At 62.9% G+C, this 26,682-nt stretch carries 24 protein-coding genes; 5 read left to right on the plus strand and 19 right to left on the minus strand.

Annotated features, from left to right (window positions below):
- Positions 1-15 precede the first annotated feature (15 nt).
- From rsmG to NCR39_RS13735, 13 genes are all read right to left on the minus strand, one after another.
- The gene (gene rsmG, locus NCR39_RS13675; RefSeq protein WP_250452648.1) at positions 16-666 is read right to left on the minus strand and encodes a 16S rRNA (guanine(527)-N(7))-methyltransferase RsmG; all 651 of its coding nucleotides are present in this window, start codon (positions 664-666) and stop codon (positions 16-18) included.
- On the minus strand, positions 663-2,621 hold the full coding sequence (mnmG, locus tag NCR39_RS13680; protein WP_250452649.1) for a tRNA uridine-5-carboxymethylaminomethyl(34) synthesis enzyme MnmG: 1,959 nt from the start codon (positions 2,619-2,621) through the stop codon (positions 663-665). Before mnmG ends, rsmG begins: the two co-directional genes overlap by 4 nt.
- Before the next feature lie 155 nt (positions 2,622-2,776).
- Positions 2,777-3,523 (minus strand): ABC transporter ATP-binding protein, encoded by a 747-nt coding sequence (locus tag NCR39_RS13685; RefSeq protein ID WP_502800214.1) that lies wholly within the window; start codon positions 3,521-3,523, stop codon positions 2,777-2,779.
- Complete coding sequence (locus NCR39_RS13690) at positions 3,523-5,295, minus strand: branched-chain amino acid ABC transporter ATP-binding protein/permease (protein WP_502800211.1); 1,773 nt, start codon at positions 5,293-5,295, stop codon at positions 3,523-3,525. Before NCR39_RS13690 ends, NCR39_RS13685 begins: the two co-directional genes overlap by 1 nt.
- 4 nt (positions 5,296-5,299) lie before the next feature.
- Entirely contained in the window at positions 5,300-6,355 is a 1,056-nt protein-coding gene (locus NCR39_RS13695) for a branched-chain amino acid ABC transporter permease (RefSeq protein ID WP_250452652.1), read from the minus strand.
- 143 nt (positions 6,356-6,498) lie between these two features.
- Positions 6,499-7,671 carry an ABC transporter substrate-binding protein gene (locus NCR39_RS13700; protein ID WP_250452653.1) on the minus strand — a complete coding sequence of 391 codons (1,173 nt, stop codon included), beginning with the start codon at positions 7,669-7,671 and terminating at the stop codon, positions 6,499-6,501.
- Between the two features lie 272 nt (positions 7,672-7,943).
- Positions 7,944-9,110 carry an ABC transporter substrate-binding protein gene (locus tag NCR39_RS13705; RefSeq protein WP_040052821.1) on the minus strand — a complete coding sequence of 389 codons (1,167 nt, stop codon included), beginning with the start codon at positions 9,108-9,110 and terminating at the stop codon, positions 7,944-7,946.
- A 520-nt stretch (positions 9,111-9,630) separates the two neighbouring features.
- Positions 9,631-10,602, minus strand: coding sequence for a branched-chain amino acid ABC transporter permease (locus NCR39_RS13710; protein WP_250452788.1), 972 nt, complete (start codon positions 10,600-10,602; stop codon positions 9,631-9,633).
- Positions 10,602-11,486 carry a branched-chain amino acid ABC transporter permease gene (locus tag NCR39_RS13715; RefSeq protein WP_250452654.1) on the minus strand — a complete coding sequence of 295 codons (885 nt, stop codon included), beginning with the start codon at positions 11,484-11,486 and terminating at the stop codon, positions 10,602-10,604. Before NCR39_RS13715 ends, NCR39_RS13710 begins: the two co-directional genes overlap by 1 nt.
- Positions 11,487-11,557: 71 nt before the next feature.
- A complete protein-coding gene (locus tag NCR39_RS13720; RefSeq protein WP_250452655.1) occupies positions 11,558-12,778 on the minus strand; it encodes an ABC transporter substrate-binding protein in 1,221 nt (406 codons plus the stop codon).
- Positions 12,779-12,866: 88 nt separating this feature from the next.
- Positions 12,867-13,628, minus strand: a complete 762-nt coding sequence (locus NCR39_RS13725; RefSeq protein WP_250452656.1) for an ABC transporter ATP-binding protein — start codon at positions 13,626-13,628, stop codon at positions 12,867-12,869.
- On the minus strand, positions 13,625-14,404 hold the full coding sequence (locus NCR39_RS13730) for an ABC transporter ATP-binding protein (protein WP_250452657.1): 780 nt from the start codon (positions 14,402-14,404) through the stop codon (positions 13,625-13,627). Before NCR39_RS13730 ends, NCR39_RS13725 begins: the two co-directional genes overlap by 4 nt.
- 299 nt (positions 14,405-14,703) lie before the next feature.
- Positions 14,704-16,380: a GMC family oxidoreductase gene (locus NCR39_RS13735; protein ID WP_250452658.1), complete on the minus strand. Its 1,677-nt coding sequence runs from the start codon at positions 16,378-16,380 to the stop codon at positions 14,704-14,706.
- A gap of 435 nt (positions 16,381-16,815) precedes the next feature.
- Between NCR39_RS13735 and NCR39_RS13740 the strand changes: the two genes are divergently transcribed.
- Entirely contained in the window at positions 16,816-17,718 is a 903-nt protein-coding gene (locus NCR39_RS13740; RefSeq protein WP_250452659.1) for a LysR family transcriptional regulator, read from the plus strand.
- Between the two features lie 59 nt (positions 17,719-17,777).
- Positions 17,778-18,317, plus strand: coding sequence for a class IV adenylate cyclase (locus NCR39_RS13745; protein ID WP_250452660.1), 540 nt, complete (start codon positions 17,778-17,780; stop codon positions 18,315-18,317).
- Here NCR39_RS13745 and NCR39_RS13750 read toward each other — a convergent pair.
- Positions 18,293-18,778 carry an Lrp/AsnC family transcriptional regulator gene (locus NCR39_RS13750; RefSeq protein ID WP_250452661.1) on the minus strand — a complete coding sequence of 162 codons (486 nt, stop codon included), beginning with the start codon at positions 18,776-18,778 and terminating at the stop codon, positions 18,293-18,295. The genes NCR39_RS13745 and NCR39_RS13750 overlap by 25 nt on opposite strands.
- A 149-nt stretch (positions 18,779-18,927) precedes the next feature.
- Here NCR39_RS13750 and NCR39_RS13755 point away from each other — a divergent pair, with 149 nt between their 5' ends.
- From NCR39_RS13755 to NCR39_RS13765, 3 genes are all read left to right on the plus strand, one after another.
- Positions 18,928-19,257: a hypothetical protein gene (locus NCR39_RS13755; protein WP_250452662.1), complete on the plus strand. Its 330-nt coding sequence runs from the start codon at positions 18,928-18,930 to the stop codon at positions 19,255-19,257.
- An 8-nt stretch (positions 19,258-19,265) separates the two neighbouring features.
- Positions 19,266-19,952, plus strand: coding sequence for a response regulator transcription factor (locus NCR39_RS13760; RefSeq protein ID WP_035962098.1), 687 nt, complete (start codon positions 19,266-19,268; stop codon positions 19,950-19,952).
- A gap of 89 nt (positions 19,953-20,041) precedes the next feature.
- Positions 20,042-21,520 carry a sensor histidine kinase gene (locus NCR39_RS13765; protein WP_250452789.1) on the plus strand — a complete coding sequence of 493 codons (1,479 nt, stop codon included), beginning with the start codon at positions 20,042-20,044 and terminating at the stop codon, positions 21,518-21,520.
- A 9-nt stretch (positions 21,521-21,529) separates the two neighbouring features.
- On the opposite strand, the gene NCR39_RS13770 is transcribed toward NCR39_RS13765, so the two are convergent.
- From NCR39_RS13770 to NCR39_RS13790, 5 genes are all read right to left on the minus strand, one after another.
- Positions 21,530-21,982 carry an SET domain-containing protein gene (locus tag NCR39_RS13770; RefSeq protein WP_040052813.1) on the minus strand — a complete coding sequence of 151 codons (453 nt, stop codon included), beginning with the start codon at positions 21,980-21,982 and terminating at the stop codon, positions 21,530-21,532.
- A 147-nt stretch (positions 21,983-22,129) separates the two neighbouring features.
- Positions 22,130-23,242 (minus strand): NADH:flavin oxidoreductase/NADH oxidase, encoded by a 1,113-nt coding sequence (locus tag NCR39_RS13775; protein WP_250452663.1) that lies wholly within the window; start codon positions 23,240-23,242, stop codon positions 22,130-22,132.
- A 72-nt stretch (positions 23,243-23,314) separates the two neighbouring features.
- On the minus strand, positions 23,315-24,031 hold the full coding sequence (locus NCR39_RS13780) for a glutamine amidotransferase (protein ID WP_250452664.1): 717 nt from the start codon (positions 24,029-24,031) through the stop codon (positions 23,315-23,317).
- Positions 24,032-24,184: 153 nt separating this feature from the next.
- The gene (locus NCR39_RS13785) at positions 24,185-24,829 is read right to left on the minus strand and encodes a MarR family winged helix-turn-helix transcriptional regulator (protein WP_040052810.1); all 645 of its coding nucleotides are present in this window, start codon (positions 24,827-24,829) and stop codon (positions 24,185-24,187) included.
- Positions 24,830-25,545: 716 nt separating this feature from the next.
- The gene (locus NCR39_RS13790) at positions 25,546-26,661 is read right to left on the minus strand and encodes a YbdK family carboxylate-amine ligase (protein WP_250452665.1); all 1,116 of its coding nucleotides are present in this window, start codon (positions 26,659-26,661) and stop codon (positions 25,546-25,548) included.
- Positions 26,662-26,682 lie beyond the last annotated feature (21 nt).

Consider the following 26,682-nt stretch of genomic DNA (forward strand, 5'->3'; position numbering starts at 1 on the left):
GGTCGGTGCGGGCACTCAGGCATCGAACGCGACTTCGATCAGATGCCGCTCGGCATCGAGCATCGGCACGGTCAAGCGGTCGATGCGCGTTGCCGTCGCGTCGGCCGGCAAGCGGGCGATTTCGGCGTCCGGTTTGACGCCCTTCATCGCGAGAATCCGGCCGCCTTCCGCCACCAGATGACGCGAAAGTGTAACGAAATCCGAGAGCTCTGCGAATGCGCGCGACACGATTACGGCGAATTTTTCCGGGACTTCGACGCCCGGCGTCAGACTCTCGACGCGGCCAGTCACGACCGACAGGTTCGACAGGCCCAAATGCGCCTTCGCCTGCGATTGAAACGCGGTCTTCTTATGAACGATATCGTTCAGCGTGACGTGCACGTTCGGCAACGCGATCGCGATGACGATGCCCGGCAGTCCGCCGCCCGAGCCGACATCGAGCACGTTGGATGCGGTGCGCTCGCTGATCGCCGGGACGATCGCGAGCGAATCCAGAATGTGCTGAATCATCATCTGCTTCGGGTCGCGGATGGCCGTCAGGTTGTAGACGGCATTCCACTTTCCGAGGAGCGCCACGTAGTCGAGCAATTGCTGCTTTTGACCTGCCGACAGCGCCACGCCGAGTTGCGCGGCGCCATCGTCGAGCATTCTTGCCAGATCCGTCATTGAGCCGCCGTCGTGCTGGATGCCGCATCGCCACCGGCGTTCTTGCCGCGACGTCCGAGCCCGCGTTTGAGGTGCACCATCAGCAGCGAAATCGCGGCTGGCGTGATGCCCGAGATACGCGACGCCTGCCCGATCGTCTCCGGTCGATGCTGCGACAGCTTCTGGCGCGCTTCGAACGAAAGCCCGCGCACTTCGCTGTAGTCGATTCCGTCGGGCAAGCGCGTGTTTTCCTGCGCTCCGTTGCGGACGATCTCATCGGCCTGGCGGTCGATATAACCTTGATACTTCACGCCAATCTCGATCTGCTCTTTGATCTGCGCGAGCAACACCCGATCGTCGGCAAGCGGCGCTTCCGGACCGCAATCGCCACCACGCAGTGCGCAGATTCCATCGTACGAAACGCCCGGACGTCGCAGCAAATCGGCCAAGCTGTACTCGTGATCGATCGGCTTGCCGAGGAGCGCTGTCGCCTCTTCTGCCGGCAGCGTCTTCGGATTCACCCACGTCGAGCGCAAACGCTCTGTTTCACGTGAAACAGCGTCGCGCTTTCGGCTGAATGCGTCCCAGCGGACATCGTCGATCACGCCAAGTTCGCGCCCGACTTCCGTCAAGCGCATGTCAGCGTTGTCTTCGCGCAGGGAAAGGCGATATTCCGCCCGGCTCGTGAACATGCGATAAGGCTCCGAGACGCCGCGCGTCACGAGGTCATCGACCAACACGCCGAGGTACGCTTGATCGCGACGCGGCGACCATGCTTCCTTGCCCTGAACCTGCAAGCCCGCATTGATGCCGGCGAGCAGCCCTTGAGCCGCCGCCTCTTCATAGCCGGTCGTGCCGTTGATCTGTCCGGCGAAGAACAGCCCGCTGATTGCCTTCGTTTCCAGCGACGCCCTCAGCGCGCGCGGATCGAAGTAATCGTATTCGATCGCATAGCCGGGCCGCAGGATGTGCGCATGCTCAAGGCCACGCATCGAACGCACGAGTTCCAGCTGAACGTCGAACGGAAGGCTCGTGGAAATGCCGTTCGGATAGAACTCGTTCGTCGTCAGCCCTTCCGGCTCAAGAAAGATCTGATGCGCATCCTTCGACGCAAATCGATGAATCTTGTCCTCGATCGACGGGCAATAGCGCGGTCCGACGCCCTCGATCACGCCGGTGTACATCGGCGAACGATCCAATCCGGAGCGAATGATGTCGTGCGTCTGCGCGTTCGTATGCGTGACCCAGCACGGCATCTGGCGCGGATGCTGCTCGACGCGGCCCAAGAACGAGAAAACGGGAATGGGATCGAGGTCCCCCGGCTGCTCTTCGAGCTTGTAAAAATCGATCGTGCGGCCGTCGATTCGCGGCGGCGTGCCCGTCTTGAGGCGGCCTTGCGGCAGCTTCAGCTCTTTCAATCGTGCCGAGAGCGACACGGCGGCGGGGTCGCCTGCGCGGCCACCGACGTAATTATTGAGGCCCACGTGGATCTTGCCGTCGAGGAACGTGCCGGCGGTCAGCACGACCGCACGCGCGCGAAAGCGTAGTCCAACCTGCGTCACAGCGCCGACGACGCGATCGCCTTCGACCATCAGATCGTCGACTGCTTGCTGGAAGAGCCACAAATTCGGCTGATTTTCGAGCCGATGGCGAATCGCCTGCTTATAAAGCAGCCGGTCCGCCTGCGCGCGCGTGGCACGGACAGCCGGCCCCTTCGACGAATTAAGAATGCGAAACTGGATGCCCGACTCGTCCGTTGCGGCTGCCATGGCGCCGCCGAGCGCATCGACTTCCTTGACCAAATGGCCTTTGCCGATGCCGCCAATCGACGGATTGCAGCTCATTTGGCCCAGCGTCTCGATATTGTGGGTCAAAAGCAGTGTTTTGCAGCCCATTCGAGCGGACGCGAGGGCCGCTTCTGTGCCTGCATGACCGCCGCCAACGACGATCACATCGAATTCTGTGGGATAAAGCATTGGGATTTCGTGTGCGAACGACACGAACCTGAAGATGGAATATCGCAGGATTATATAGGCTTCCGCCGCGCGCGATTCGCCTCGCCCCGCGCAGACGAAAAAAATGGCGTGTTTCACGTGAAACACGCCACTCGAAAACGACCGGTCGCGCTTGTTTAAGCGGCCTTTTTAGCCAGGCCGAGATAGGTTTCGATGACCTGCGGATTGTGCTGCAGTTCGTCCGCTTTGCCTTCGAGCGCAAATTCGCCGGTTTCCAGCACATAGCCGTAGTCGGAAATTTGCAACGCCGCTCGGGCGTTTTGCTCGATGAGCAGCGTCGCCACACCCGTCTGCCTGAGCGCACTGATGATGTGGAAGATTTCCTTCACGATCAGCGGCGCGAGTCCCAGACTCGGCTCGTCGAGCATGAGCAACTGCGGCTTGCCCATCAGCGCACGCCCCACTGCCAGCATTTGCCGTTCACCGCCCGATAGCGTCCCCGCCGCCTGCTTCCGACGCTCCTTCAGTCGCGGAAAAAGTTCGAAGACGTGATCGAGCTGGTCGAGGAAATTGCGCTCACCGGCTCGCTTGCGCCGATACGCCCCCAGCACGAGATTGTCCTCAACGGTCATCGATGCAAAAAGCTCGCGCTTCTCCGGCACCAGACACATTCCACGTGCGACACGGCGTTCGATCGCAACCGCCGATACGTCCTCGCTCAAGTACCGAACGCTTCCTTTCGCATGGCCCGTTTGCGGCAGTGCGCCCATGATCGCGTTCAACAGCGTAGATTTGCCCGCGCCGTTCGGCCCGATGACCGACACGATTTGTCCCGCGCCGACCTTCAGCTTCGCGTCGTGCAACGCCTCGACCTTTCCGTATCGCACGGACAAGCCGGTTACTTCCAGAATCGATCCGCTCATCATTCCACCCCGCCCAAATACGCTTCGAGCACTGCCGGATCCTTCTGGACTTCCTCCGGCAAGCCTTCCGCGATCTTCGTTCCGAACTCCATCACGACCAGCCGATCCGTCAGATTCATCACGAAATCCATGTCGTGCTCGACGAGCAAAATGCTCATGCCTTCCGCGCGCAGCTTGCGCAGCAACTCGGCGAGCTGCTGCTTCTCTTGATAACGAAGACCCGCCGCCGGCTCATCGAGAAGCAGCAGCGTCGGATCGCAACAGAGCGCGCGCGCAATCTCCAGAATGCGCTGCTGGCCGAGCGCGAGACTGCCCGCCTCGCTGTACATGTGTTTTTCCAAGCCGACGCGCGTAATCTGCTTCGCCGCTTCCGCCATCAGCCGCGCTTCTTCAGCCGCGTTGAGCCGCGCGATGCTGCGCCACACGCCCGTATTCCCGCGCAAATGCGCGCCGATGGCCACGTTCTCCAGCACGCTCATCCCCGGCAGCATCTTGACGTGCTGGAACGTCCGCCCGATGCCGCGCTTCACGATCATCCGCGACGTCAGTTTCTCGATGCGTTCGCCGTGAAAAGTGATCGCACCGCTCGTCGCCTGAAGAACGCCGGTGACCAGATTGAACGTCGTCGACTTGCCCGCGCCGTTCGGACCGATCAGGCCGATGATCTCGCCGGCTTTGACATCGAAGCTCACGTCGTTGACGGCGACGAGACCGCCGAACTGCTTTCGCGCCTTGTCGACGACCAGCAGCGGCTCGCCCGCCGACGGTTTGCTGCGCTGCGGCAACGGCTCGCCGTGATCCGGCACATGGGCGCGCGGACCACGCGGAAACAGTCGCGCGACGAACGGCCATACGCCCTGCCGCGCGTACTGCAACAGCAGCACCATCACGACGCCGAAGACGATGATCTCGAAATTGCCGTTCGCGCCGATCAGCTTCGGAAGCAGCGTCTGCAGATAGTCCTGAAGGACGGTGAGGATCGTCGCGCCGAGAATCGCACCCCAAACATGCGACACCCCGCCGACCACCGCCATGAACAGGAATTCGATGCCGTGATTCAGCCCGAACGGCGTCGGATTCACCGCGCGCTGCAGATGCGCGTAGAGGAAGCCGGAAATCGCCGCGAGGACCGCCGCGTAGATGAAGATCACCACGCGCATCCATGCGGTGTTGACGCCCATCGCTTCCGCCATGATGCCGCCGCCGCGAAGCGCGCGGATCGCGCGTCCCGGTCGACTATTAAGCAGATTCTGAACAGAGACCACCGCCAGCAGCACGACGACCCAGATCAGGTAGTAGATGCTGCGCCCCGATTCGAGCTGCCAGCCGAACACGTTCAGCACGGGAATGCCGTTGATGCCGTCGTACTTGCCGAGCATCTCCATGTTTCCGAACAGATAGAACAGCGACAGCCCCCACGCGATGGTCCCGAGCGGCAGAAAGTGACCTGAAAGCCGCATCGTGACGAGTCCGAGCAGCAGCGCGATGAACGCCGTCAGCACGACGCCCGCGATCAGCGCGAGCCACGGCGAGATGCCGTAGCTCGTCGTGAGGAACGCGGTAGCGTAGGCGCCGACGCCGACGAACGCCGCCTGCCCGAAGCTCGTCATGCCGCCGATGCCCGTCAGCAGCACGAGGCCGATCGCGACGATCGAATAGAGGCCGATGTAGTTCAGCAGCGTGATCCAATATTCCGGCACCGCAACCGGCCCCGGCAACACGGGCAACGCGAATACGACCAGCAAGAAGACCCAGAAAAGTCGGAATTTCATCGGATTACTCCTCGTCTTCATCCGAATGCGGGCTCGCCAGGCTTCGCCACAGCAGCACCGGAATGATCAGCGTGAAGACGATGACCTCCTTGTATGCACTCGCCCAGAACGACGAATACGACTCCAGCAGCCCGACCAGCAGCGATCCGGCCGCCGCGAGCGGATAGCTCACCAGCCCGCCGACGATCGCGCCGACGAAGCCCTTCAGGCCGATCAGAAAGCCCGAGTCGTAGTAGATGGTCGTGATCGGCGCGACGAGCACGCCACACAACGCGCCGAGGCCCGCCGCGAGCGTGAACGCGAGGCGTCCCGCCTGCGTCGTTCCGATGCCGACCAGCCGCGCGCCCAGCCGATTCACCGACGTCGCGCGCAGCGCCTTGCCCGAGATCGAACGGTCGAAGTAGAAGTACAGCGCCGCGATCAGCACGACGGCCGTGCCGACGACCCACAGGCTTTGCCCGGAAATCGAGACGCCGCCGATATCGAAGTTGGCGTCCGAGAACGCGGTCGTGCGCGATCCTTCCGCGCCGAACATCACGAGCCCGAGGCCGACCATCGCGAAATGCACGGCCACCGCGACGATCAGAAGCAGCAGCGTGCTCGCCTCCGCGATCGGCTCATACGCGAGCCGATACACGAACGGTCCCATCGGCACGACGATGAGCAGCGTCAGCGCGATCTGCGCGATCATCGGCAACGGCTGCGCGAAGACGGATTGCGTCAGTCCCCACACGGCGACGGGAAACAGCAGATACTTGCCGGCCAGCACCGCGAGCAGGCGACCGATCTGGTGGTAACGCGCAGGATGCCGCACGATCGATGCGACTTCCGCGACGAAGCAGCCCACGCCCATCGCGATGAGCAGAAAGCACGTCGCGGGCAGCTTCTGCGTTTGCAGCGCCGCCAGCGTCAGCGCGCCATACGCGACGAACTCCCCCTGCGGAATGAAAATGACGCGTGTCACGGAAAACACGAGCACCAAGGCGAGCGCGAGCAAGGCGTAGATCGCTCCCGTCGTGATCCCGTCTTGCGCGAGAATCGCCGCAATCGATAAGTCCATACTTCCTCTTTGAGCTTCCTGAAAAACCTGAAGGGCCGCGAAAGCCCGTGGAACATGGGAAAGCGGCGCACCATCGGCGCGCCGCTTCCCTATCTTGAAAATTGGAGGCGAGCACGCTCACACACGGCCACGCCTCGCACGGCTTAGTCGTTCAGCAGCTTCCACTTGCCGTCGACGATCTGCACCATCACGCGTGCGCGATTGTCGAAGCCGTTGTGATCGTTCGTCGTGGTGTTCATGATGCCGTGCGCGACCGGCAAGTCCTTCAGGTTCTCGAGCGCGGCGCGCAGCGCTTCGCGGAACTCGGGCGTGCCCGGCTGCGCTTTCTTCAGCGCCTCGGGGATGGCACGCTCGAGCATCTGACCGGCATCCCACGCGTGGCCGCCGAACGTCGACAGCGATCCCGCGCCGTTGGCCTTCTCGTACGCGTCCTTGTACGCCGCCGACGACTTCTTCACCGGATTGCTGTCCGGCAGTTGCTCGGTGACGAGCACCGGACCCGCCGGCAGGATTTCGCCTTCGCAGTCCTTGCCGCACACGCGCAGGAAGTCGTTGTTCGCGACACCGTGCGTCTGATAGACCTTGCCCTTGTAGCCGCGCTCCTTCAGCGCCTTCGCCGGCAGCGCGGACGGCGTGCCCGCGCCCGCGATCAGCACCGCGTCCGGGTTCGCGCCCATCGTCTTCAGCACCTGGCCCGTGACGGACGTGTCCGTGCGGTTATAGCGTTCGTTCGTGACGATCTTCAGCTTGTGCGCCGCGGCCGCCGTGTTGAACACGTTGTACCAGCCGTCGCCGTAGGCATCCGCGAAGCCGATGAAGCCCACCGTCTTCACGCCGTGCTTCTCCATGTAACCGGCGATGGCGTCGGCCATGAGCGCGTCGTTCTGCGGCGTCTTGAAGACCCACGCCTTTTTCGCGTCCATCGGCGCGATGATCGCGGCGGATGCGGCCATCGAGATCATCGGCGTCTTCGCGCTGGATGCCGGATCGATCATCGCGAGCGAATTCGGCGTGACCGTCGAGCCGATGATCGCGTCGACATGATCCTCGTCGATCAGCTTGCGCGTGTTTTGCACGGCGCGGCTCGTGTCGGAACCGTCATCGAGCACGATGTATTGCACCGACTTGCCGCCCATCTCCTTCGGCAGCAGCGCGACGGTATTTTTCTCGGGAATCCCGAGCGATGCCGCCGGACCCGTCGCCGACAACGTCACGCCGATCTTCACCTGCGCGAACGCGGCGCCCGTGCCGAAAATCGCGCTGCCCGCGAGTGCGAACGCGATGCTCCTGCCAACCCATGCTTTCTTCGTTTTCATTGCTCGTCTCCAAACGCGACTGTGCTCGTTTTGCTGTCAGGCACCCTTGCGGTGCGCTGCTGCGAGTTTTTATCCATGCGCCCGACTTGAGGCGCACTCAATCTATTTACCGCGTTACACCATGCCAAGGCTCGTTTTCCCTGACCATTACCGCGCGATGCCCAAGCCAATGCGCGGGGCTTTGCGCCCTCTTCTTTCCACTTCTGCACAACAAAAAAGGCGCGTTCGTTGCAACGCGCCTTTGATGTCCGGATCGATTCACATATCGACGTTCAGTTAGCCGACAACTTCCACTTGCCGCCGACGATCTCCACCATCACGCGCGCTCGCTGATCGAGTCCGGAGTGATCGTTCGCGCTCATGTTGAAGATGCCGTGCGACGCGGGCAGGTTCTTCGTCTCTTCGATGGCCGCGCGCAACGCCTCGCGGAAAGCCGGCGTGCCCGGCTGGCCCTTCTTCAACGCGATGGGAATCGCGCGTTGGAGAATGAGGCCCGCGTCCCACGCGTGACCGCCGAACGTCGAGACCGATCCCGCGCCGTTCGCCCCTTCGTATGCCTTCTTGTAGGCGAGCGCGGCCGGCTTCACGGGATTGCTGTCGGGCAACTGCTCGGCGACCAGCAGCGGTCCCGCCGGCAGGAACGTGCCTTCGCAATCCTTGCCGCACACGCGCAGGAAGTCGTTATTGGCGACGCCGTGCGTCTGATAGATCTTGCCCTTGTAGCCGCGCTCCTTGAGCGTCTTCTGCGGCAGCGCGGCCGGCGTGCCCGCGCCCGCGATCAGCACCGCGTCCGCGTTCTGCGACACCATCTTCAGCACCTGGCCCGTCACCGACGCGTCGTTGCGCGCGAAGCGCTCGTTCGCGACGACCTTCAGCTTCGCCAGATCCGCCGCCTTCGAGAACTCCTTGAACCAGCTCTCGCCGTACGCATCCGCGAAGCCGATGAACGCGACCGTCTTCACGCCGTGATTCGCCATGTGCTGCGCGATGGCCGTCGCCATGAGGATGTCGTTCTGCGGCGTCTTGAAGACCCACGCGCGCTTGCTGTCCATCGGTTCGACGATGCTGGCGGCCGCGGCCATCGAGATCATCGGCGTGGTGGTTTCGGCAGCGATGTCGATCATCGCGAGGGAATTCGGAACGACGGTCGAACCGATGAGCGCATCGACGTGATCTTCGCTCGTGAGCTTGCGCGCATTCTTGACGGCTTGCGTGGAATCGGTGGCGTCGTCGAGCACGATGTATTGCACCTTTTGCCCCGCCACTTCCTTCGGCAATAACGCGATGGTGTTCTTCTCCGGAATGCCGAGCGATGCGGCCGGGCCTGTCGCCGAAACCGTCACGCCTATTTTCACGTCCGCCCGAACCTGCGTGCTCATAACCGCCGTTAATCCCGCAACGGCCATAGCGACCGCTTTACCGCGTAACGCCCACTTCATTGATTTGCACCCCGTGAATCGTCAGTTCGAATTGAAGTAATGCCAGGAAGAAGTCATGCTTGAACGCCCGCGGATTTTATGTCGCGAATCGCCGACCAGCGGGTCGGGAAATGCAGTTTAGCGGACGCAAGCGCCGCGCAGCAAGCGTTTTGAAGGGCTTGCGCCCCGCCGCGTGAGGCTTGGCGCACGTGACGCGATGGCTTGAAAAGCTCGCCCGCATTATCTGTCTGTTAAATCGCTTGAGCGGCGAACGTATTATCGGCGGGCAAATAAAAAAGCGCTGTTGGAGTCATCCAACAGCGCTTTCGATTTGGGCACTTTGTGCCTCATGTCTCCTCGTTCTCCACCTCAAAATTCGGGTGCAACAGAACTAGGAAGGATATTAATGTCGTGACCATAACACGACAACCTAGCATTTACCCTAGTGGTGCATGCAAGCACCTTAAATGGGCGCATTTTGCGCCGTCAACCATGCGCTTTCCGATGCATGCCATTCGTTCGGATTTCCAATTAAATCGCGTTATCCCTGCAACGGTCTCACGCGCGCCACGATTTCCCCGACGATCCCGCGCCGGAACGCCAGCACGCACGCGATGAAAATCACGCCGGTCACGATCGTCACCGATTCGCCGAGCGACTGGAACCACTCGACGCCCGTGAGATTCGCGATGCTCGTGCCGATATCGCCCAGCCGGTCTTCCAACGCCACGATGATCGCCGCGCCGAGCAGCGGCCCGAACATCGTGCTCATACCGCCGACGAGCGTCATCAGCACGACGAGGCCGGACATCGTCCAGTAGGCGTCGCCGAGCGTTTCGAAGCCGAGCACGAGCGTCTTCGTCGCGCCCGCGAGACCCGCGAGCCCCGCCGACAGCACGAACGCGAGCAGCTTGTAGCGCGCCGTGTCATAGCCGAGCGATACCGCGCGCGGCTCGTTCTCCTTGATCGCGATCAGCACCTGCCCGAACGGCGAATGCACGATGCGCACGATCAGCGCGAACGCCAGCAGCATCACCACGAGCACGATGTAGTACAGCGTGATGTCGCTGCTCAAGCTCAAGATGCCGAACAGCTTGCCGCGCGGCACGCCCTGCAGGCCGTCCTCGCCGTGTGTGAACGGCGCCTGCAGGAACACGAAGTAGACCATCTGCGCGAGCGCGAGCGTGACCATCGCGAAGTAGATGCCTTGACGCCGGATCGCGAGCAGCCCGACGACCACGCCGAGCAGCGTCGCCACCACCGTGCCGGCGATCACGCCGAGTTCGGGCGTGAAACCGAGCGTCTGGATCGCATGACCGGTCGTGTAGCCGGCGCTCGCGAGGAACATCGCGTGCCCGAAGGAGAGCAGCCCCGTATAGCCGATCAGCAGGTTGAACGCCGCCGCGAACAGCGCGAAGCACAGCACCTTCATCATGAAGACCGGGTACACGCCCGCGAACGGCGCGATCAGGAGACCGATCAGCAACAGGCCGTAAAGCGCTTTTCTCTGCATCATTTTTCCTTGCCGAAGAGCCCTGCCGGACGCACGAGCAGCACGAGCGCCATGATGACGAAGACGACCGTCGCGGACGCTTCCGGATAGAACACGCGCGTGAAGCCTTCGATCACGCCGAGCAGCAGGCCCGTGAGGATCGAGCCCATGATCGATCCCATCCCGCCGATCACCACGACCGCGAACACGGTGATGATCATCGACTGCCCCATCAGCGGCGAGACCTGGATGACCGGCGCGGCCAGCACGCCCGCGAACGCCGCGAGCGCGACGCCGAAGCCGTAGGTCAGCGTGATCATCAGCGGCACGTTGACGCCGAATGCCTCGACGAGCTTCGGGTTCTCCGTGCCCGCGCGCAGATAAGCGCCGATGCGCGTCTTTTCGATGACGAACCACGTCGCGAAGCAGACGATGAGCGACGCCACGACCACCCATGCGCGATAGTTCGGCAGGAACATGAAGCCGAGATTCGTCGCGCCGGACAAAAGCGACGGCACGTCGTACGGTTGCCCCGACGAGCCGTAGATGGAACGGAACACGCCTTCGATCACGAGCGTGAGGCCGAACGTGAGCAGCAAGCCGTAGAGATGATCGAGCTTGTAGAGCCAGCGCAGCATCGATCGTTCGATGACCATGCCCAGCAAGCCCACGATGACGGGCGCGAGCAGAAGCATCGCCCAATACGGGACGTTGAAGTATGAGTAGCCCATCCACGCGAGCATTGCGCCCAGCATGAAGAGCGCGCCGTGCGCGAAGTTGATGACGTTGAGCAAGCCGAAGATCACCGCGAGTCCCAGACTCAGGATCGCGTAGAACGAACCGTTCACCAGCCCGAGCAGCAACTGGCTCATCATCGCGGCGAGCGGGATGCCGAATATTTCCATTGAACCGCCGTCAGAAACGTTGTGGCGACGGGCGGCCCGCGAGCCGCCCGCCACGTCTGCTCACCGAAAACCTACTTCCAGGCCGCGCAGCGCGATTCCGCCTTGGTGCCGAACGCCTGATCGCCCGGAATCGTCGCCGTGATCTTGTAGTAGTCCCACGGTTCTTTGGACTCCGAAGGTTTCTTCACTTCCATCAGGTACATGTCGTGAATCATCGCGCCGTCCTGGCGGATGTAGCCCTTCGCGTAGAAGTCGTCGATCTTCGTCTTCTTCATCTCGGCCATGACCTTGTCGCTGTCCGTGCTGCCCGTCGCTTTCACGGCCTTCAGATACGTCGTGACGGCGGAGTAGTCGGCGGCCTGAAGACTCGTCGGCATCTTCTTCATCTTCGCGAAGTAGCGCTTCGCCCATTCGCGCGTCTTGTCGTCCTTGTTCCAGTACCAGCTATCCGTCGCGACGAGACCTTGCGTCGTTTCGAGGCCGAGGCTGTGGATGTCCGTCAGGAAGATGAGCAGCGCGGCGATCTTCATCGACTTGGTGATGCCGAATTCCTTCGCGGCCTTGATCGAGTTGATGGTGTCGCCGCCCGCGTTCGCCAAGCCGAGCACTTGCGCCTTCGATCCTTGCGCCTGCAACAGGAACGACGAGAAGTCCGACGCCGACAGCGGATGACGCACCGCGCCCAGCACCTGGCCGCCGTTGGCCTTCACGACATCCGACGTGTTCTTTTCCAGCGCCTTGCCGAACGCGTAGTCGGCGGTGAGGAAGTACCACGTCTTGCCGCCCTGCTTCGTCACCGCGGAACCGGTGCCTTTGGCGAGCGCCATCGTGTCGTAGGCGTAGTGGACGGTGTACGGCGAGCACTGCTCGTTCGTGAGGTTGTCCGCGCCCGCGCCGATGTTGATGTACGGCACCTTCTTTTCTGCCGACACTTGCGCGGTGGAAAGCGCGGTCGCCGAGTTGGTGCCGCCGATGATCACGTTCACGCCGTCACGGTCGATCCACTCGCGCGCGCGCGATGCCGCGATATCCGCCTTGTTCTGGTGATCCGCGTACACGAGTTCGATCGGCTTGCCGTTCACCTTGCCGCCGAAATCGGCGATCGCCATGCGGATGGCTTCGAGGCCGCCTTGCCCGTCGATGTCGGCGTAGAGGCCCGACAAGTCGGTGACGAAGCCGATCTTGACGCTGTTGGCATCGGCCGCCTGCGCGCCGCTGCTCATCAGCGTCACACTCGCCGCCGCAGCCGCAAAACAAAAAGTAGAGAGGCGCGCGAGGGTCTTCTTTTTCATTCCAGTCTCCGTGAGTTTTGGTTCTTGCCGTGTTACTGGTCGTGCTTGCTGCCCTACTGCGATGCAGTCCTTGCCGCGTTGCCGGCGATCACACGCCGAGCAGTTCGTGCAGCACCGGCATCTTCGCTTCGAGTTCCCCCGCACCGAAATGCTCGACGATGTTCCCGTGCTCCATCACATAGAAGCGGTCCGCGAGCGGCGCCGCGAATCGAAAATTCTGTTCGACCATCACGATGGTGTAGCCGCGCGCCTTGAGCATGAGGATCATGCGCGCGAGTGTCTGCACGATGACGGGCGCGAGGCCCTCCGAGATTTCATCGAGCAGGAGAAGATTGGCGCCCGTGCGCAGAATGCGCGCGACGGCGAGCATCTGCTGTTCGCCGCCCGAAAGACGCGTGCCCTGGCTCGCGCGCCGTTCCTGCAGGTTCGGGAACATGGCGTACAACTCGTCGAGCGGCATCGCTTCCTTCGGATTGCCGACGAGCGGCGGCAGCAGCAGATTCTCTTCGCACGACAGGCTCGAAAAGATGCCGCGCTCTTCCGGGCAATAGCCGACGCCGAAGTGCGCGATCTTGTGCGTCGGCAACCCGATGGTCTCGCGTCCGCTCACGCGAATGGAACCCGTGCGCCGCCCGGTGAGGCCCATGATCGCGCGCAACGTGGTCGTGCGTCCGGCGCCGTTGCGGCCGAGCAGCGTGACGACTTCGCCGCGATTCACCTTCAGATCGACGCCATGCAGGATGTGCGATTCCCCGTACCACGCCTGCAATCCCGCGATTTCCAGCGCGGGCGCATTGCCCGCCGCGCCGTTCGCCTCGCGCGAGCGGCGCTCTTCCACGATCGTACTCATGCGTGCGCTCCGGTGAGCGCCGCGTCGGCGCTGCCCATGTAGGCTTCCATCACCAGCGGATTCTTCGACACTTCCGCGTAGTTGCCTTCCGCGAGCACTTCGCCGCGCTGAAGCACGGTGATGGTGTCGGAGATGCCGGCGATCACGTTCATGTTGTGTTCGACCATCAGGATCGTGCGCCCCGCCGATACTTTCTTGATGAGCGCCGTCACGCGATCGACATCTTCGTGGCCCATGCCTTGCGTCGGTTCGTCGAGCAGCATGAGTTCGGGTTCCATCGAAAGCGTCGTCGCGATTTCGAGCGCGCGCTTGCGTCCGTATGACAGCTCGACGGTTTTGGTATCGGCGAAATCGGTGAGGCCGACTTGCGTGAGCAGGTCCATCGCGCGATCGTTCAGGGCGTCGAGCGAACGTTCGCTGCGCCAGAACTGAAACGACGTGCCGAGTTGCCGCTGCAAGCCGATACGCACGTTCTGCATCACGCTCAAATGCGGAAACACGGCGGAAATCTGAAACGAACGGATGATGCCGCGTCGCGCGATATGGGCGGGACGTTCGCGCGTGATATCGGTACCGTTGAAGACGATCTGGCCCGCCGTGGGTTCGAGAAACTTGGTGAGCAGGTTGAAGCACGTGGTCTTGCCCGCGCCGTTCGGGCCGATCAGCGCATGGATCGAGCCACGGCGCACGCGCAGGTTCACGCCATTCACGGCCGTGAAGCCCTTGAATTCTTTCGTGAGCCCTCGCGTTTCCAGAATGGTATCGCCGAGAATCATGTCCCCTTCCATGCGAAGTGAGGCGCTAAACGATGAATTCGCCTGCGCCTTATTGTTCTTTCCGCGCGCGCCCGAACGTTGTCTCCATTCCGGCGCGGCGTCGCTTCGTGCTGCGACTCTATGTGCATTGCGTGCTGCACAAAGCGGACACGAGGTAAGCCGAGCATCACTTTGATTCGGGGCCATTGTCGCGCCAATGATGCAGCGCAATCATTGGGATTTGCACTAACTCACGCGGCACGCAAAGTAGCCGTCGATGCACGCGATCGGGGCACGCCGCGTGCTCGTGCTCGTCACATTCACGCAAGCGCGGATGCGATCACTTCGTGTGTATGAAGCGCGTCGCGGTCTTCGCGGATCATCTGGCTCGCGCGCTCGGCGATCATCAGCGTCGGCGAATTCGTGTTGCCCGATGTGATGACCGGCATCACCGATGCATCCACCACGCGCAATCCGCGCACGCCGATCACGCGCAAGCGGCTATCGACGACCGCCGCCGGATCGTTGTCCGCGCCCATGCGGCACGTGCCGACCGGATGAAAGATCGTCGTGCCGATATTGCCCGCTGCTTCGACGAGTTCTTCCTGCGTCTGGAACTGAATGCCCGGCAAGATCTCTTCGGGCGCATGACGCGCCAGCGCCGGCGCGCTCACGATGCGTCGCGTGAGACGCAGCGAGTTCACGGCGATTTCGCGATCGCGGTCCGTCGAAAGATAATTCGGCGCGATCAACGGCGCGGCATGCGCATCCGGCGATTCGATATGCACGCTGCCGCGCGACGTCGGCCGCAGATTGCACACCGATGCAGTGAACGCGTTGAACGGATGCAGCGGTTCGCCAAAGCGTTCGAGCGACAAAGGCTGAACGTGGTATTCGACATCGGCGCGCTTGCTGGATGCATCGTCAGGATTAGACTTCGCGAACACGCCGAGCTGCGACGGCGCCATCGACATCGGGCCGCTTCGCATGAGCGCGTATTGCATGCCGATGAAGAGCTTGCCCCACCAGCGCGCGGACAACGTGTTGAGCGTGCGCGCGCCGTTCACCTTGTACGCCATGCGCAGTTGCAAGTGGTCCTGCAGATTTTCGCCGACGCCGCGCAGATGATGCACGACATCGATGCCGAGCCGCTGCAGCCGCGCGCCATTGCCGATGCCCGATAGTTCGAGAATCTGCGGTGAATTCACCGCGCCCGCGCTCAGCACGACTTCGCATCGCGCCCTCGCGATGAAATCGGTATCGCCGCCGCGATATTCCACGCCCACGCAACGTGCGCCTTCGAACACGAGCCTTTGCGTATGCGCGCCGGTGATCGTCGTCAGATTCGGGCGCTTCATCGCTTCGCGCAGGAACGCTTTGGCCGCGTTCCATCGGATGCCGCCGCGCTGGTTCACATCGAAATAGCCGACGCCCGTGTTGTCGCCGCGATTGAAGTCGTCGGTCGCGGGGATGCCGGTTTGTTGCGCGGCCTGCGCGAAGGTTTCAAGGATCTTCCACTTCAGACGCTGTTTTTCCACGCGCCATTCGCCGCCCGCGCCGTGCCATTCGTTCTCACCGCCGTGATGGTCTTCGCTGCGCTTGAAGATCGGCAGGACCGAGTCCCACGACCAGTTCGAATCGCCCGTGATGTGCGCCCAATCGTCGTAGTCCTCGCGCTGGCCGCGCATGTAGATCATGCCGTTGATCGACGAGCATCCTCCTAGCACTTTTCCTCTCGGGTAGGAGAGCGATCGGTTGTTCAGGCCGGGTTCTTTTTGCGTCTTGTACAGCCAGTCGGTGCGCGGGTTGCCTATGCAGTACAAATATCCCACCGGGATGTGGATCCAGTGGTAATCGTCCTTGCCGCCGGCTTCCAGCAGCAACACGTTCGTGTTCGGATCCTCCGTCAGGCGGTTCGCCAGCACGCAGCCCGCCGTGCCCGCGCCTATCACTATGTAGTCGTATGTGCCCTCTTCTTTCCTTGCTGTCTGTTTCATCTCTGTCTCCTGTCTGTTTTTGCCTTTTTTTCTCTCTCTCTCTTGCGGCTTTTCGTGTCGGTCTATTAGTGCGCCCCTCCCCGGGGCGGGGGTCACTTTCTTTGCTGCTGCAAAGAAAGTAACCAAAGAAAGCAGCTCTCTTTCGCCCGCAGCACGCCCTTGCTCGCCCATTCTTGACGCTTGCCTTGGCACTCGCCTAAGTGTCGCCCTCATCAGTCCCACCCGGCTTGGTGCGAATAGCCACTGGCTCATCGCACCTTCTCACTTTCTGGCACAGCACCAAATTGCTCCGCCCCCCGCTTCGCGGGCGTTCGGTCTATTCGTCCTTCTTCTTAGTCTTCTTGGTCGTCTTAGTCTTCTTAGACTAGTGCTAAGTCGCCGTCTTAATCCAATCAGATTCGTTCAAACGCTTTATAAGTCGCGCTAATATCACGCATGGACTACACCCTCCTGCGCGCCTTTCTCACCGTCGCCCGCGAAGGCAATCTCACGCGCGCCGCTGCACAACTCCATCTCACGCAGCCCGCCGTCAGTCTCCAAATCAAGAACCTCCAGGAAATGCTCGGGGTCGTCCTCTTCACCCGAACCTCCCACGGACTCCTCCTCACTCGCGACGGCGAAGCGCTCCTCCCCCACGCCGAACGCGCACTCGCCGCCGCCGCCGACGTCAAGCGCGCCGCTGCCGCACTGCGGCACGAACTCTCCGGGACACTTCGCATCGGCACTATTCTCGATCCGGAATTTCTGCGGCTCGGCGGATTTCTCCGGCAGTTCGTCGAAACGTATCCGCGCATCGAAACCGCACTGCGGCACGGCATGTCCGGATGGGTCATCGAACGCGTCCGCGCCCGCGATCTCGACGTCGGCTACTACATCGGCGATCCCACCATCGACGGCACGCGCGACGGCGACCGCTTTCACGTCGTCCGGCTCACGCCATTCCTGTATCGCGTGCTCGCGCCCGCCGGATGGCACAACCGCGTCAACAAAGGCAAACGCTACTGGGCCACACTCGCCAAGCTGCCCTGGATCTGGACGCCGCCCGAATCCGCCCACAACCGGCTGCTCTCGCGCGTGTTCCGCGAAGCCGGCGCCACGCCCGTCATCGTCGCGGAAGTCGATCAGGAACCGTCCATGCTCGATCTCGTGAAATCCGGCGTCGGGCTCTCGCTCGCGCGGGATTCCATCGCGCTCGCCCAGGCGCACGCCCACGCGCTCACCATCGTCGATGGCGTCACCGTGCCGACACAACTCTCCTTCGTCACGCTCGCCGAACGTCGCGAAGAACCGGCCATCGCCGCCGCGCTCAAACTCATCGACGCCCAATGGTCCGTGTAACGCACGGGTCACGGTATGCTTGGTACGCTCGGAATCAGCCCACCAACGGAGACCTTTCCATGGCACGCAACATCGAAATCAAGGCGCGCGCGCATCAGTTCGACCAGTTGCGCGAGCGCGCAGCCGCCCTCGCCACCGATGCGCCCCTCGTCTTTCGCCAACAGGATTTCTTCTACGACGTGCCCACCGGCCGTCTCAAGCTGCGCCAGTTCGACGACGGCACGCCGCCCGAACTCATCTTCTATCAACGCGACGACCGCGATGGCCCGAAAGTCTCCTACTACTCGCGCAGCCCCGTGACGAACGCCGAAGCCATGCACACGCTGCTCGCGCAGGCGCTCACGACGCGCGGCATCGTTTCGAAGGAGCGGCATGTTTATCTGGTCGGGCGCACGCGCATTCATCTGGATCGCGTGGACGGACTAGGCGATTTCGTCGAGCTGGAAGTGCTGCTCGGCCAGGACGACGACGAAGCCGGCGGCGAACAGGAAGCGCACGACATGTTCGCGCGGCTGGGCGTCGCGCAAGCGGACCTCGTGCCGGTCGCGTACGTCGATTTGCTGAATCCCGCGCCTCAGGCGGCGTCGCCGGAAAGGTGAGCGAGCGGCAGCGGGCCGTTGCGCTTGAACGTCGTCAGCACGATGTTCGAGCGCACGCTATCCACGCCCGGCACGCGCATCAGCTTCTTCATCACGAAACCGGACAGCGCGTTCAGGTCCGGCGCGACGATGCGCAGCAGGTAATCCGCATCGCCGACGGTCGCATGGCATTCGAGCACTTCCGGCAGCGCGTCGATTTGCTGCTGGAACTGCTCGATGACCGAATCGCCATGATGCTTGAGCTTCAGGCTCGTGAACGCCGTCACGCCGAGGCCGAGCTTCTCCGGCCGCAACACCACGCGATAACCTTCGATCACGCCCGTCGCTTCCAGGCGCTGCAGGCGTCGCCCGATTTGCGACGGCGATAGCGGCACCTGCTCCCCAAGCTGCTGATGCGTGGCGCGCCCGAAACGCTGCAGGACGTCGAGCAGGGCAAGGTCGAAATGATCGAGTTCCAGCATGAGGCGAATTCGCGCGAAGTCCCAGGGAAATGCGACTTTAGCGCATCGGCGGGGCATGGATCATCATCCCGGCGCACTCAAGCGCACTTGCGCGCGCATATTAATACTTGCTTACATCGCCCAACAAGGTAACGGACGTATTACGAATCGTGACACCTGCGAAAGCGGTCGCCGCCGAAAACGCGCCCGAAAAAGGCTGTTTGGAAGCAGATCAAAATGCGCACGTAAGCCGATTCGCGGCGTATCTTTCAGTGATGAAGGCGGATTTTCAACCGCTCGTAAACTCCGCGAACGGTGCAAGATACCGCCTGCTGGCGCGCTGGTCGGCGTGCGCGCCCGAAGCGGTACAATCGGCAGCGAATTATTTCGATGTCACCCGCGCGGCGCCGCATGTAACGGTTTTGATCCGGCCGACCCCGCGCTGCCGCCGCCGCCTCGCGCGGCCTGCGCGCCGGATCGCATTCAACCCTTTGTACTGAGCGACTTCATGCGAATCCTCCTGATCGAAGACGACCGCCCCATCGCGCGCGGCATTCAAAGCAGCCTCGAGCAATCGGGCTTCACCGTCGACATGGTTCACGACGGCATCTTCGCCGAGCAGGCGCTCGCGCAGAACCGCCACGAACTCGTCATCCTGGATCTGGGCCTGCCCGGCATCGACGGCATGACGCTGCTTTCGCGCTTCCGGCAAGGCAATCGCCACACGCCGGTCATCATCCTCACCGCGCGCGACGAACTGCACGACCGCGTGCAAGGCCTCAACAGCGGCGCCGACGACTACATGCTCAAGCCGTTCGAGCCGCAGGAACTCGAAGCGCGTATCCGCGCGGTGATGCGCCGCAGCGGTCCGCACGGCGACGTGCCGCGCCCCGAAGTCACGCTGGGCGGCTTGCGCCTGTCGGGCGTCGATCGCCGCATCTTCAACGACGAACGCCCGCTCGAACTCTCGCCGCGCGAATTCGCGGTGCTGGAAATGCTGCTTTTGCGTCACGGCCGCGTGGTGAGCAAGGCGCAGTTGCAGGATCACCTGACGCATTTCGGCGGCGATCTCGGCGATACGGCCATCGAAGTGTATGTGCATCGCGTGCGCAAGAAACTCGAAAACACGCGTGTGGAAATCGTGACGGTGCGCGGCTTCGGTTATCTGCTTCAGGAGATCCGGCAGGCGGCGTGATGCATCGCGCGTCGTTGCCGTAAAACGCTTTGCGACTTCCCACCCGGCGCGCGGGCGATCAGCGTTTCGCCCGCGAAGACTGGCTCGATCTGGCGCGATCGACGCCCACCCAACCTCCTGCGCCGCCGAGCCTGCGGCGCACGTTGTTGCGCCGTCTTGCCGCGCCGCTCTCGCTGCTTGCGCTGATGAGCGGTCTCATGGCGTACTGGCTCGCGTGGCAGTACACGCAGCACGTGGTCGACCGCTCGCTCGCCGATCTCGCCACCGCCATCTCGAAGCAAATCCAGCTCGCGGGCGTCGATGCCCCCGTCACCGTTCCGCCGCTCGCCCAGGCGATGTTCTCCGATCCCGTCGAGCAGCTCGTCTACCGCATCAGCACGGGCGACGAGGAAATCGCCGGCGACTCCGATTTGCCGCTCACCGGCACGGCCGTGCGGCGCATTCATTACGCGTACGTCTTCGAGACGCATTACCAGGGCACGAGCGTGCGCGCCGCGCAGGTGCGCGTGCCGCAGCAGACCGGCAATCCGATCGTCGTCGAGGTGGCGCAGCGCGTGGGGTCGCGCTATCGCATCGCGGTGGAGTTTCTGATCGCGATCATGATGCCGCTGCTGCTTCTGCTGCTCGCCGGCTGGGTGATCGTGTGGCGCGTCGTGAATCAGCAGTTGAACCCGCTCACCGATCTCGCCGACGCGCTGAATCGCCAGACGCATAGCTCGCTGGAGCCGGTCGACGAATCGCATGTGCCGAGCGAAATCCGCCCGCTCACGAGCGCGATGAACGGCCTGCTCGTGCGTCTGCAAGCGGCGCTGGATGCGCAGCGCAAGTTCATCGCCGATGCCGCGCATCAGTTGCGCACGCCGCTCACCGCCGTGAAGCTGCACGCGGAGCAGGCGCTCAGTTCACGCGATCCCGCGAAGGCCGTCGAAGCGGTGAAGGAATTGCGCGCATCGGCGGACCGGGCGGTGCGGCTGTCGAATCAGTTGTTGTCGCTCGCGCGCGCCGAGCCGGGCGAACAGGCCGCGCGCTTCACGGACTTCGATCTCGCCGCGCTCGCGTTCGAAACCGGCGCGGAATGGGTGCCGCGCGCGCTGGCGGCGCGGGTCGATCTGGGCTTTCAGCGCACCGACGATCCGGAAAACGAGCATCCGATGATCGTGCGCGGCAATGTCGTGCTCGTGCGCGAAGTGCTGGCGAATCTCATCGACAACGCGCTCAAGTACGTGCCGCCCGCGCGTTACGAAGGCGCGCGCATCACGCTGACGGTCGGCGACTGGCGCGATCCGCAAGATGCGCAGGGCGCGCGATTCGGCGAAGTGGTGATCGAGGACAACGGTCCCGGCGTGCCGCCCGACCAGCAGCCCGATCTCTTCAAGCGCTTCTTCCGGGGCGACGGCCAGAGCGTGGAAGGCGGCGCGGGACTGGGACTCGCGATCGTGCATGACATCGTCGTGCTGCACGGCGGCAGCGTGCATTACGAAGACGCGCCCGAAGGCGGCGCGCGCTTCATCGTGCGGATACCGCTGAAGGCGCAAGCCGACGCCCGCGCCACGGATTCCGAGAAGTAAGCGGAGCGCTTATTTCTTTTTGAGCGCGAGCATGGTGCCGCGGCACTTCTTCGCGCCGCAGCGGCACTCGTATTCCTTCTTGAGCTTCTTGGTGATCCGCCCTTCGATCACGAGCCCGTAGTCGTAATTCAGCTCTTCATCGGGGTCGATGTCGCGCAGCGCGTGAATGAACACGCGCCCTTCCACTTCCTCGGCCTCGCAGTTCGGCGCGCACGAATGATTGATGTACTTCGCGCTGTTGCCGTCGATCTTGCCGTCGATCACGCGGCCGTCGTCGAGCGCGAAGTAGAAGGTGTGATTCGGTTCGTCCGGATTGTGCGGATGACGGCGCAGCGCTTCCTTCCACGAAATGCGTTCGCCCTTGTATTCCATCACCTTGTCGCCCGCGGCAATCGGCTTCACGGCAAACACGCCCTTGCCATGCACGCCCGAGCGGCGAACGGTGACCTTGCGTGAACTCATCGAACGAATCCTTAAAAACGAATCGGTGGGGACGTCATGCGCGCGCGGACGCGGGCATAAAAAAACGCGGTGGCCATGAAGGCACCGCGTTCAACGGTATCGACGGTATCGTACACTCCCGCGCGCTCGCTGCTCAACTGTGTCGAATCAACGCTGCCCGAACGAGATGTCGCCGAACAGATGCTTCTGCTCGCGCGGCTGCGAACGCCAGTACTGCGGCGGCGCGCTGACGGTCGCGCCGAGTTCGGCGGCCGCGTGCCACGGCCAGCGCGGATCGTAGAGCATGGCGCGCGCCATCGCGATGAAATCGGCCTGCCCGCTCGCGACGATCTCTTCCGCGTGCGCAGCCTCCGTGATCAGCCCGACGGCAATGGTCGTCACGCCCGTCGCTTCCTTGACCGCCTTCGCGAACGGCACCTGATAGCCGGGTTCGAGCGGAATCTTCTGTTGTGGCGATACGCCGCCCGACGACACGTCGATCCAGTCGACGCCTCGCTTCTTCAACTCCGACGCGAACGCGATCGTGTCTTCGATGCCCCATCCGGCTTCGACCCAATCCGTCGCCGAAACGCGCACGCCGACGGGCTTGTCGCCGGGAAACGCGGCGCGCACGGCATCGAAGATGTCGAGCGGATAGCGCATGCGGTTCTCGCGCGAACCGCCGTATTCGTCGGTGCGCTGATTCGCGATCGGCGAGAGGAACTGATGCAGCAAGTAACCGTGCGCCGCGTGAATTTCGAGCGCGTCGATACCGAGGCGCGCCGCGCGCCTCGCCGACGCCACGAACGCTTCCTTCACGCGCAGAAGGCCTGCGGTATCGAGCGCGAGCGGCGGCGTTTCATCGGGCTTGTGCGCGATCGCAGATGGCGCGTGCGTCATCCAGCCGCCATCCGCGACGGAAATGAGCTGGCCGCCTTCCCACGGCGTGTGGCTCGATGCCTTGCGGCCCGCATGCGCGAGCTGCATCGTCACCGCGATGTTCGAGTGCTGGCGGATCGCGGCGAGCACCGGACGCAGCGCCGCTTCGGTCGCGTCGTCCCAGAGGCCGAGATCGCCGGGCGTGATGCGTCCGTCAGGCTCGACCGCCGTCGCCTCGATGCACAGCATGCCCGCGCCGGACAGCGCCAGATGGCCGAGATGGATCATGTGCCACGCCTGGGCCTCGCCGCGTTCGGCGGAGTACTGGCACATCGGCGAAACGACGATGCGATTCGGAACTTGCAGACCGCGAAGGGTCGCGGGAGTGAAGAGCGCGCTCATGTCTTAAGCTCATCGCGAAGAAGGAAGCGGTCGAGAATAGCACCGCACTTTTCTTCGTGCAGCGCCGGCTGCTCAGGCGGGACGCGGCGCGCCCGGAAAGCGGTCGAGCCATTCGCCGAACATCGCGCGGGCGGCGGTTTCGAGCGCGGCGCCGTGGCGCGCGGTGGCCTCGCGCAATCCGGCGACGGTCGCGCCGCTTTGCGCGATATCGCCGGGATACGTGATCAGCCAGTTCTCGAAGCGGTCCGTCAGCACTTCGGCATGACATTGCAGCGCGAGCACGTGCCCGCCCCACGAGAACGCCTGATGCGCGCACGCTTCTGTCGATGCGAGCAGCGTCGCGCCTTCGGGCAGATCGAACGTGTCGCCGTGCCAGTGAAAGACGGGCACCGAACCGAGATGATTGAGCGGCGACGCGCGCCCCGCTTCGGTCAACGCAAGCGGCGACCAGCCGAGTTCGAGCGCGCCCGACGAATACACGCGCGCGCCGAGCGCCCGCGCGATCAGTTGCGAGCCGAGACAGATGCCGAGCGTGGGAAGCCCCGCCGCGATGCGTTTTTCGAGCATCGACAGCAGCGGAGCGAGATGGGGATACTGCGCGTCTTCGTAAGCGCCGATCGGCCCGCCGAGCACGACGAGCAACGACGGATCCAGCGGATTGGGCGCCGCGATGCGTCCGCGCCCGACATCGAGATAACGCACGAGGTGGCCGCGGTCGCCGAGGACCAGTTCCAGACTGCCGAGATCTTCGAAATGGACGTGGCGAATCGCCAGGACTTCATGTTTCATCGGCGCTTCCAGAAATCGACGCGTGGCTCGGAACACAAACGAGGGACGAGCCGCGCCTCGCTGCGAGGCGCGACGGCACAGTCTAACCGACTCGCCGACGCCCCACAGCGCGGAATGCCACCGACGCCGCCAAAGCCGGCGGCCTTATCGATCTCAGGCGATCTGCGCGAAGATCTTCCAGACCTTCTTTTGCTGAGTGAGATCGCCTTCTTCGTATACCGAACAGTCGAGACGGAGATCCGTGTCGGCCATGTCGATCTGAAGGAGCGCGCAATGGTGCGGGACCTTCTTCGGATTCTTGCTGACTTCGAGATGCGAGCACGAAAGGCACATGCGATGCGCCGGAATCTGCTGCTGCGTCTCGAGCTGGCGAATGGTCTTGAGCAGCGAGCGATACAGCGACGCCTGCTCCTCTTCGCGCAGCGTGCCGACCGCCTTCGAGAGGAAGTCCGGCCATTGCAGCGCCTTCTTCGCGGCGGTGCGGCCGCGTGCGGTCAGACGGACCGCCAGGGCGCGGCCATCGTCCAGCGCGCGGCGCTTTTCGACGAGCCCCTTGCCTTCGAGCGTGCTCACGGCATCGCTCGTCGTCGCGGCGGTCAGCGCGGTTTCGCGCGCGATCTCGCCCAGTCGCATCGGCCCCTTACGCTGCATCAGCAGCACCAGGATTTCACCTTGAGTCGGCGTGAGCCCCGCTCCTTCCGCCCACTCCCATGCCTGGCTGCGCATCGCGGTGCTCAGCCTCAGCAGGCCGTGGGTCACCCGCCCCGTCGCCTGCTCTCCGTAAACGCCTTCACTCATAATATTTCGCTTGTTTTCCGCTTTATAGGTTTCGACGGCATGTTCGCATGAAACCGCGAACCCCTCGTCCCGAAAGCCCGCCCCGATTCACGTTTCCCGTTCGTCGGGATGCCTCCCGGTTCGTGGTCCCCGCCGTCTCAAAATTCAGGCGTACAAAGCCAATTCGCTGTGCCTAATGGGGACATTGCAACCCTCTTCGTTTTGCGCCTTCTTGTGTGCAGCCGTGGCGCTCATTCGCCGACTATAACCCGCCGTCGCGAAAGTCGCCATTCTAAGCGACTGAGACCAAACGTACACCTTAATTATCCACGCAAAACTGTGGATAACCCGTGGAAAACCGCCTTATTTCGTTGTGAGTGAGGTTTTCATAACGGCCACATCGTGCGCAAGGCCACCTTTCCGGTCGCGCCGCTTTGCACGGCGGCGGACATCGATCGACAAAGGTTGATCGGCGCGTCTCGTGACTCGGCTGCGGACTCACCTGCGGCAATCGATCTTTTTCGTTACCGAGTATTACTCAGGTATACGGACGCTGAATGCAAACCTTAAGGATGCCGTTCCGCTTTCCCTCCAAACGATGACGACGCGAAGTTATTCCATCGACCGACATGCACGCGTTTCATACAGACACGTCGCGCGGCCCGGAAAACAAAAAGACCGCTTCGATGTTCGGAAGCGGTCTTTCGACTCCTCATGCTTTCAGCGCGTTTAACGCCTCACGCGCGCCACTGCAGACATTGCTGCCGGACGGCTTCATGCAGGGACTTTTCCTTGTCGAACACGCCGCGCAGCCAGGTTGCATCGTTGATGCCGCCGCGTGCAATGTCCGCCACCTGCGCGAGCGCGGCCTGCGAACCGAGCGCTTCGGCGTGCGGCGCGAGCACGTCGATGGTCGCGAGAATGTCTTCGCCGATGGTATGCCGCTCGCCCGTCTGCGGATGGACGCACGTGCCTTCCAGCCCGAAGCGGCACGCCTCGAACCGGTTGAACGTATAGACGAGGTAGTCGTCTTCCTGCGGCATGAGCGGCTTGTCGAGCAGCAAATAGCGCGACAGCGTCTGGATGTAGCACGCGATGGCCGCGGCGCGATCGACGGAAAGCGGCGTGTCCATCACGCGGACTTCTATCGTGCCGAAACCCGGCTTCGGCCGGATGTCCCAGTAGAAGTCCTTCATGCTGTTGACGACGCCCGTGTGGACCATCTTCGAGAAATACTCCTCGAAGCTGTCCCACGTCAGCACGAACGGCGCGCGCCCGGACAGCGGAAACGCGAACACCGAGTTGAGCCGCGCCGAGTGAAAGCCCGTGTCGACGCCCTGAATGTAAGGCGACGAAGCCGACAGCGCGATGAAATGCGGGATGTAGCGCGACATGGCGTGCAGCAGGAACAGCGCGCTATTCGGATTCGGACAGCCGATATGCACGTGCTGCCCGAACACCGTGAACTGCTTGGCGAGATAGCCGTACAGCTCGGAGATGTACTGGAAACGCGGCGCATCGTAGATCTGGCGGTCGCTCCATTGCTGGAACGCGTGCGTGCCGCCGCCCGCGAGTCCCACGTTCAGTTGATCCGCCGCGGCGACGAGCGTATCGCGGATCGTGCGCAGATCGGTGACGGCCTGCTCGTGCGTCGTGCAGATGCCGGTGGAAAGCTCGATCATGCTTTCGGTGATTTCGGGCGTGATGTTGCCCGGAATCTTTTCGTCCTTGATGAGCCGCATCAGGTCGGATGCGGCGCGTGTCAGATCGTAGTCGTGCGTATTGACGACCTGGATCTCCAGCTCCACGCCGAACGTGAACGGCTCGGAGTCGATGAATGGTTCTAGTGCCATGACGCCTCTTGTTGATCAATG

The sequence above is a fragment of the Caballeronia sp. ATUFL_M2_KS44 genome (assembly GCF_023630965.1).
Lineage (GTDB): Bacteria > Pseudomonadota > Gammaproteobacteria > Burkholderiales > Burkholderiaceae > Caballeronia > Caballeronia concitans.

Excerpts from the sequence above, each read along its gene's own strand:
- rsmG (WP_250452648.1), bottom strand. The coding sequence starts at position 666 with ATGACGGATCTGGCAAGAATGCTCGACGATGGCGCCGCGCAACTCGGC.
- mnmG (WP_250452649.1), bottom strand. The coding sequence starts at position 2,621 with ATGCTTTATCCCACAGAATTCGATGTGATCGTCGTTGGCGGCGGTCAT.
- NCR39_RS13685 (WP_502800214.1), bottom strand. The coding sequence starts at position 3,523 with ATGAGCGGATCGATTCTGGAAGTAACCGGCTTGTCCGTGCGATACGGA.
- NCR39_RS13690 (WP_502800211.1), bottom strand. The coding sequence starts at position 5,295 with ATGAAATTCCGACTTTTCTGGGTCTTCTTGCTGGTCGTATTCGCGTTG.
- NCR39_RS13695 (WP_250452652.1), bottom strand. The coding sequence starts at position 6,355 with ATGGACTTATCGATTGCGGCGATTCTCGCGCAAGACGGGATCACGACG.
- NCR39_RS13700 (WP_250452653.1), bottom strand. The coding sequence starts at position 7,671 with ATGAAAACGAAGAAAGCATGGGTTGGCAGGAGCATCGCGTTCGCACTC.
- NCR39_RS13705 (WP_040052821.1), bottom strand. The coding sequence starts at position 9,110 with ATGAAGTGGGCGTTACGCGGTAAAGCGGTCGCTATGGCCGTTGCGGGA.
- NCR39_RS13710 (WP_250452788.1), bottom strand. The coding sequence starts at position 10,602 with ATGCAGAGAAAAGCGCTTTACGGCCTGTTGCTGATCGGTCTCCTGATC.
- NCR39_RS13715 (WP_250452654.1), bottom strand. The coding sequence starts at position 11,486 with ATGGAAATATTCGGCATCCCGCTCGCCGCGATGATGAGCCAGTTGCTG.
- NCR39_RS13720 (WP_250452655.1), bottom strand. The coding sequence starts at position 12,778 with ATGAAAAAGAAGACCCTCGCGCGCCTCTCTACTTTTTGTTTTGCGGCT.
- NCR39_RS13725 (WP_250452656.1), bottom strand. The coding sequence starts at position 13,628 with ATGAGTACGATCGTGGAAGAGCGCCGCTCGCGCGAGGCGAACGGCGCG.
- NCR39_RS13730 (WP_250452657.1), bottom strand. The coding sequence starts at position 14,404 with ATGATTCTCGGCGATACCATTCTGGAAACGCGAGGGCTCACGAAAGAA.
- NCR39_RS13735 (WP_250452658.1), bottom strand. The coding sequence starts at position 16,380 with ATGAAACAGACAGCAAGGAAAGAAGAGGGCACATACGACTACATAGTG.
- NCR39_RS13740 (WP_250452659.1), top strand. The coding sequence starts at position 16,816 with ATGGACTACACCCTCCTGCGCGCCTTTCTCACCGTCGCCCGCGAAGGC.
- NCR39_RS13745 (WP_250452660.1), top strand. The coding sequence starts at position 17,778 with ATGGCACGCAACATCGAAATCAAGGCGCGCGCGCATCAGTTCGACCAG.
- NCR39_RS13750 (WP_250452661.1), bottom strand. The coding sequence starts at position 18,778 with ATGCTGGAACTCGATCATTTCGACCTTGCCCTGCTCGACGTCCTGCAG.
- NCR39_RS13760 (WP_035962098.1), top strand. The coding sequence starts at position 19,266 with ATGCGAATCCTCCTGATCGAAGACGACCGCCCCATCGCGCGCGGCATT.
- NCR39_RS13770 (WP_040052813.1), bottom strand. The coding sequence starts at position 21,982 with ATGAGTTCACGCAAGGTCACCGTTCGCCGCTCGGGCGTGCATGGCAAG.
- NCR39_RS13775 (WP_250452663.1), bottom strand. The coding sequence starts at position 23,242 with ATGAGCGCGCTCTTCACTCCCGCGACCCTTCGCGGTCTGCAAGTTCCG.
- NCR39_RS13780 (WP_250452664.1), bottom strand. The coding sequence starts at position 24,031 with ATGAAACATGAAGTCCTGGCGATTCGCCACGTCCATTTCGAAGATCTC.
- NCR39_RS13785 (WP_040052810.1), bottom strand. The coding sequence starts at position 24,829 with ATGAGTGAAGGCGTTTACGGAGAGCAGGCGACGGGGCGGGTGACCCAC.
- NCR39_RS13790 (WP_250452665.1), bottom strand. The coding sequence starts at position 26,661 with ATGGCACTAGAACCATTCATCGACTCCGAGCCGTTCACGTTCGGCGTG.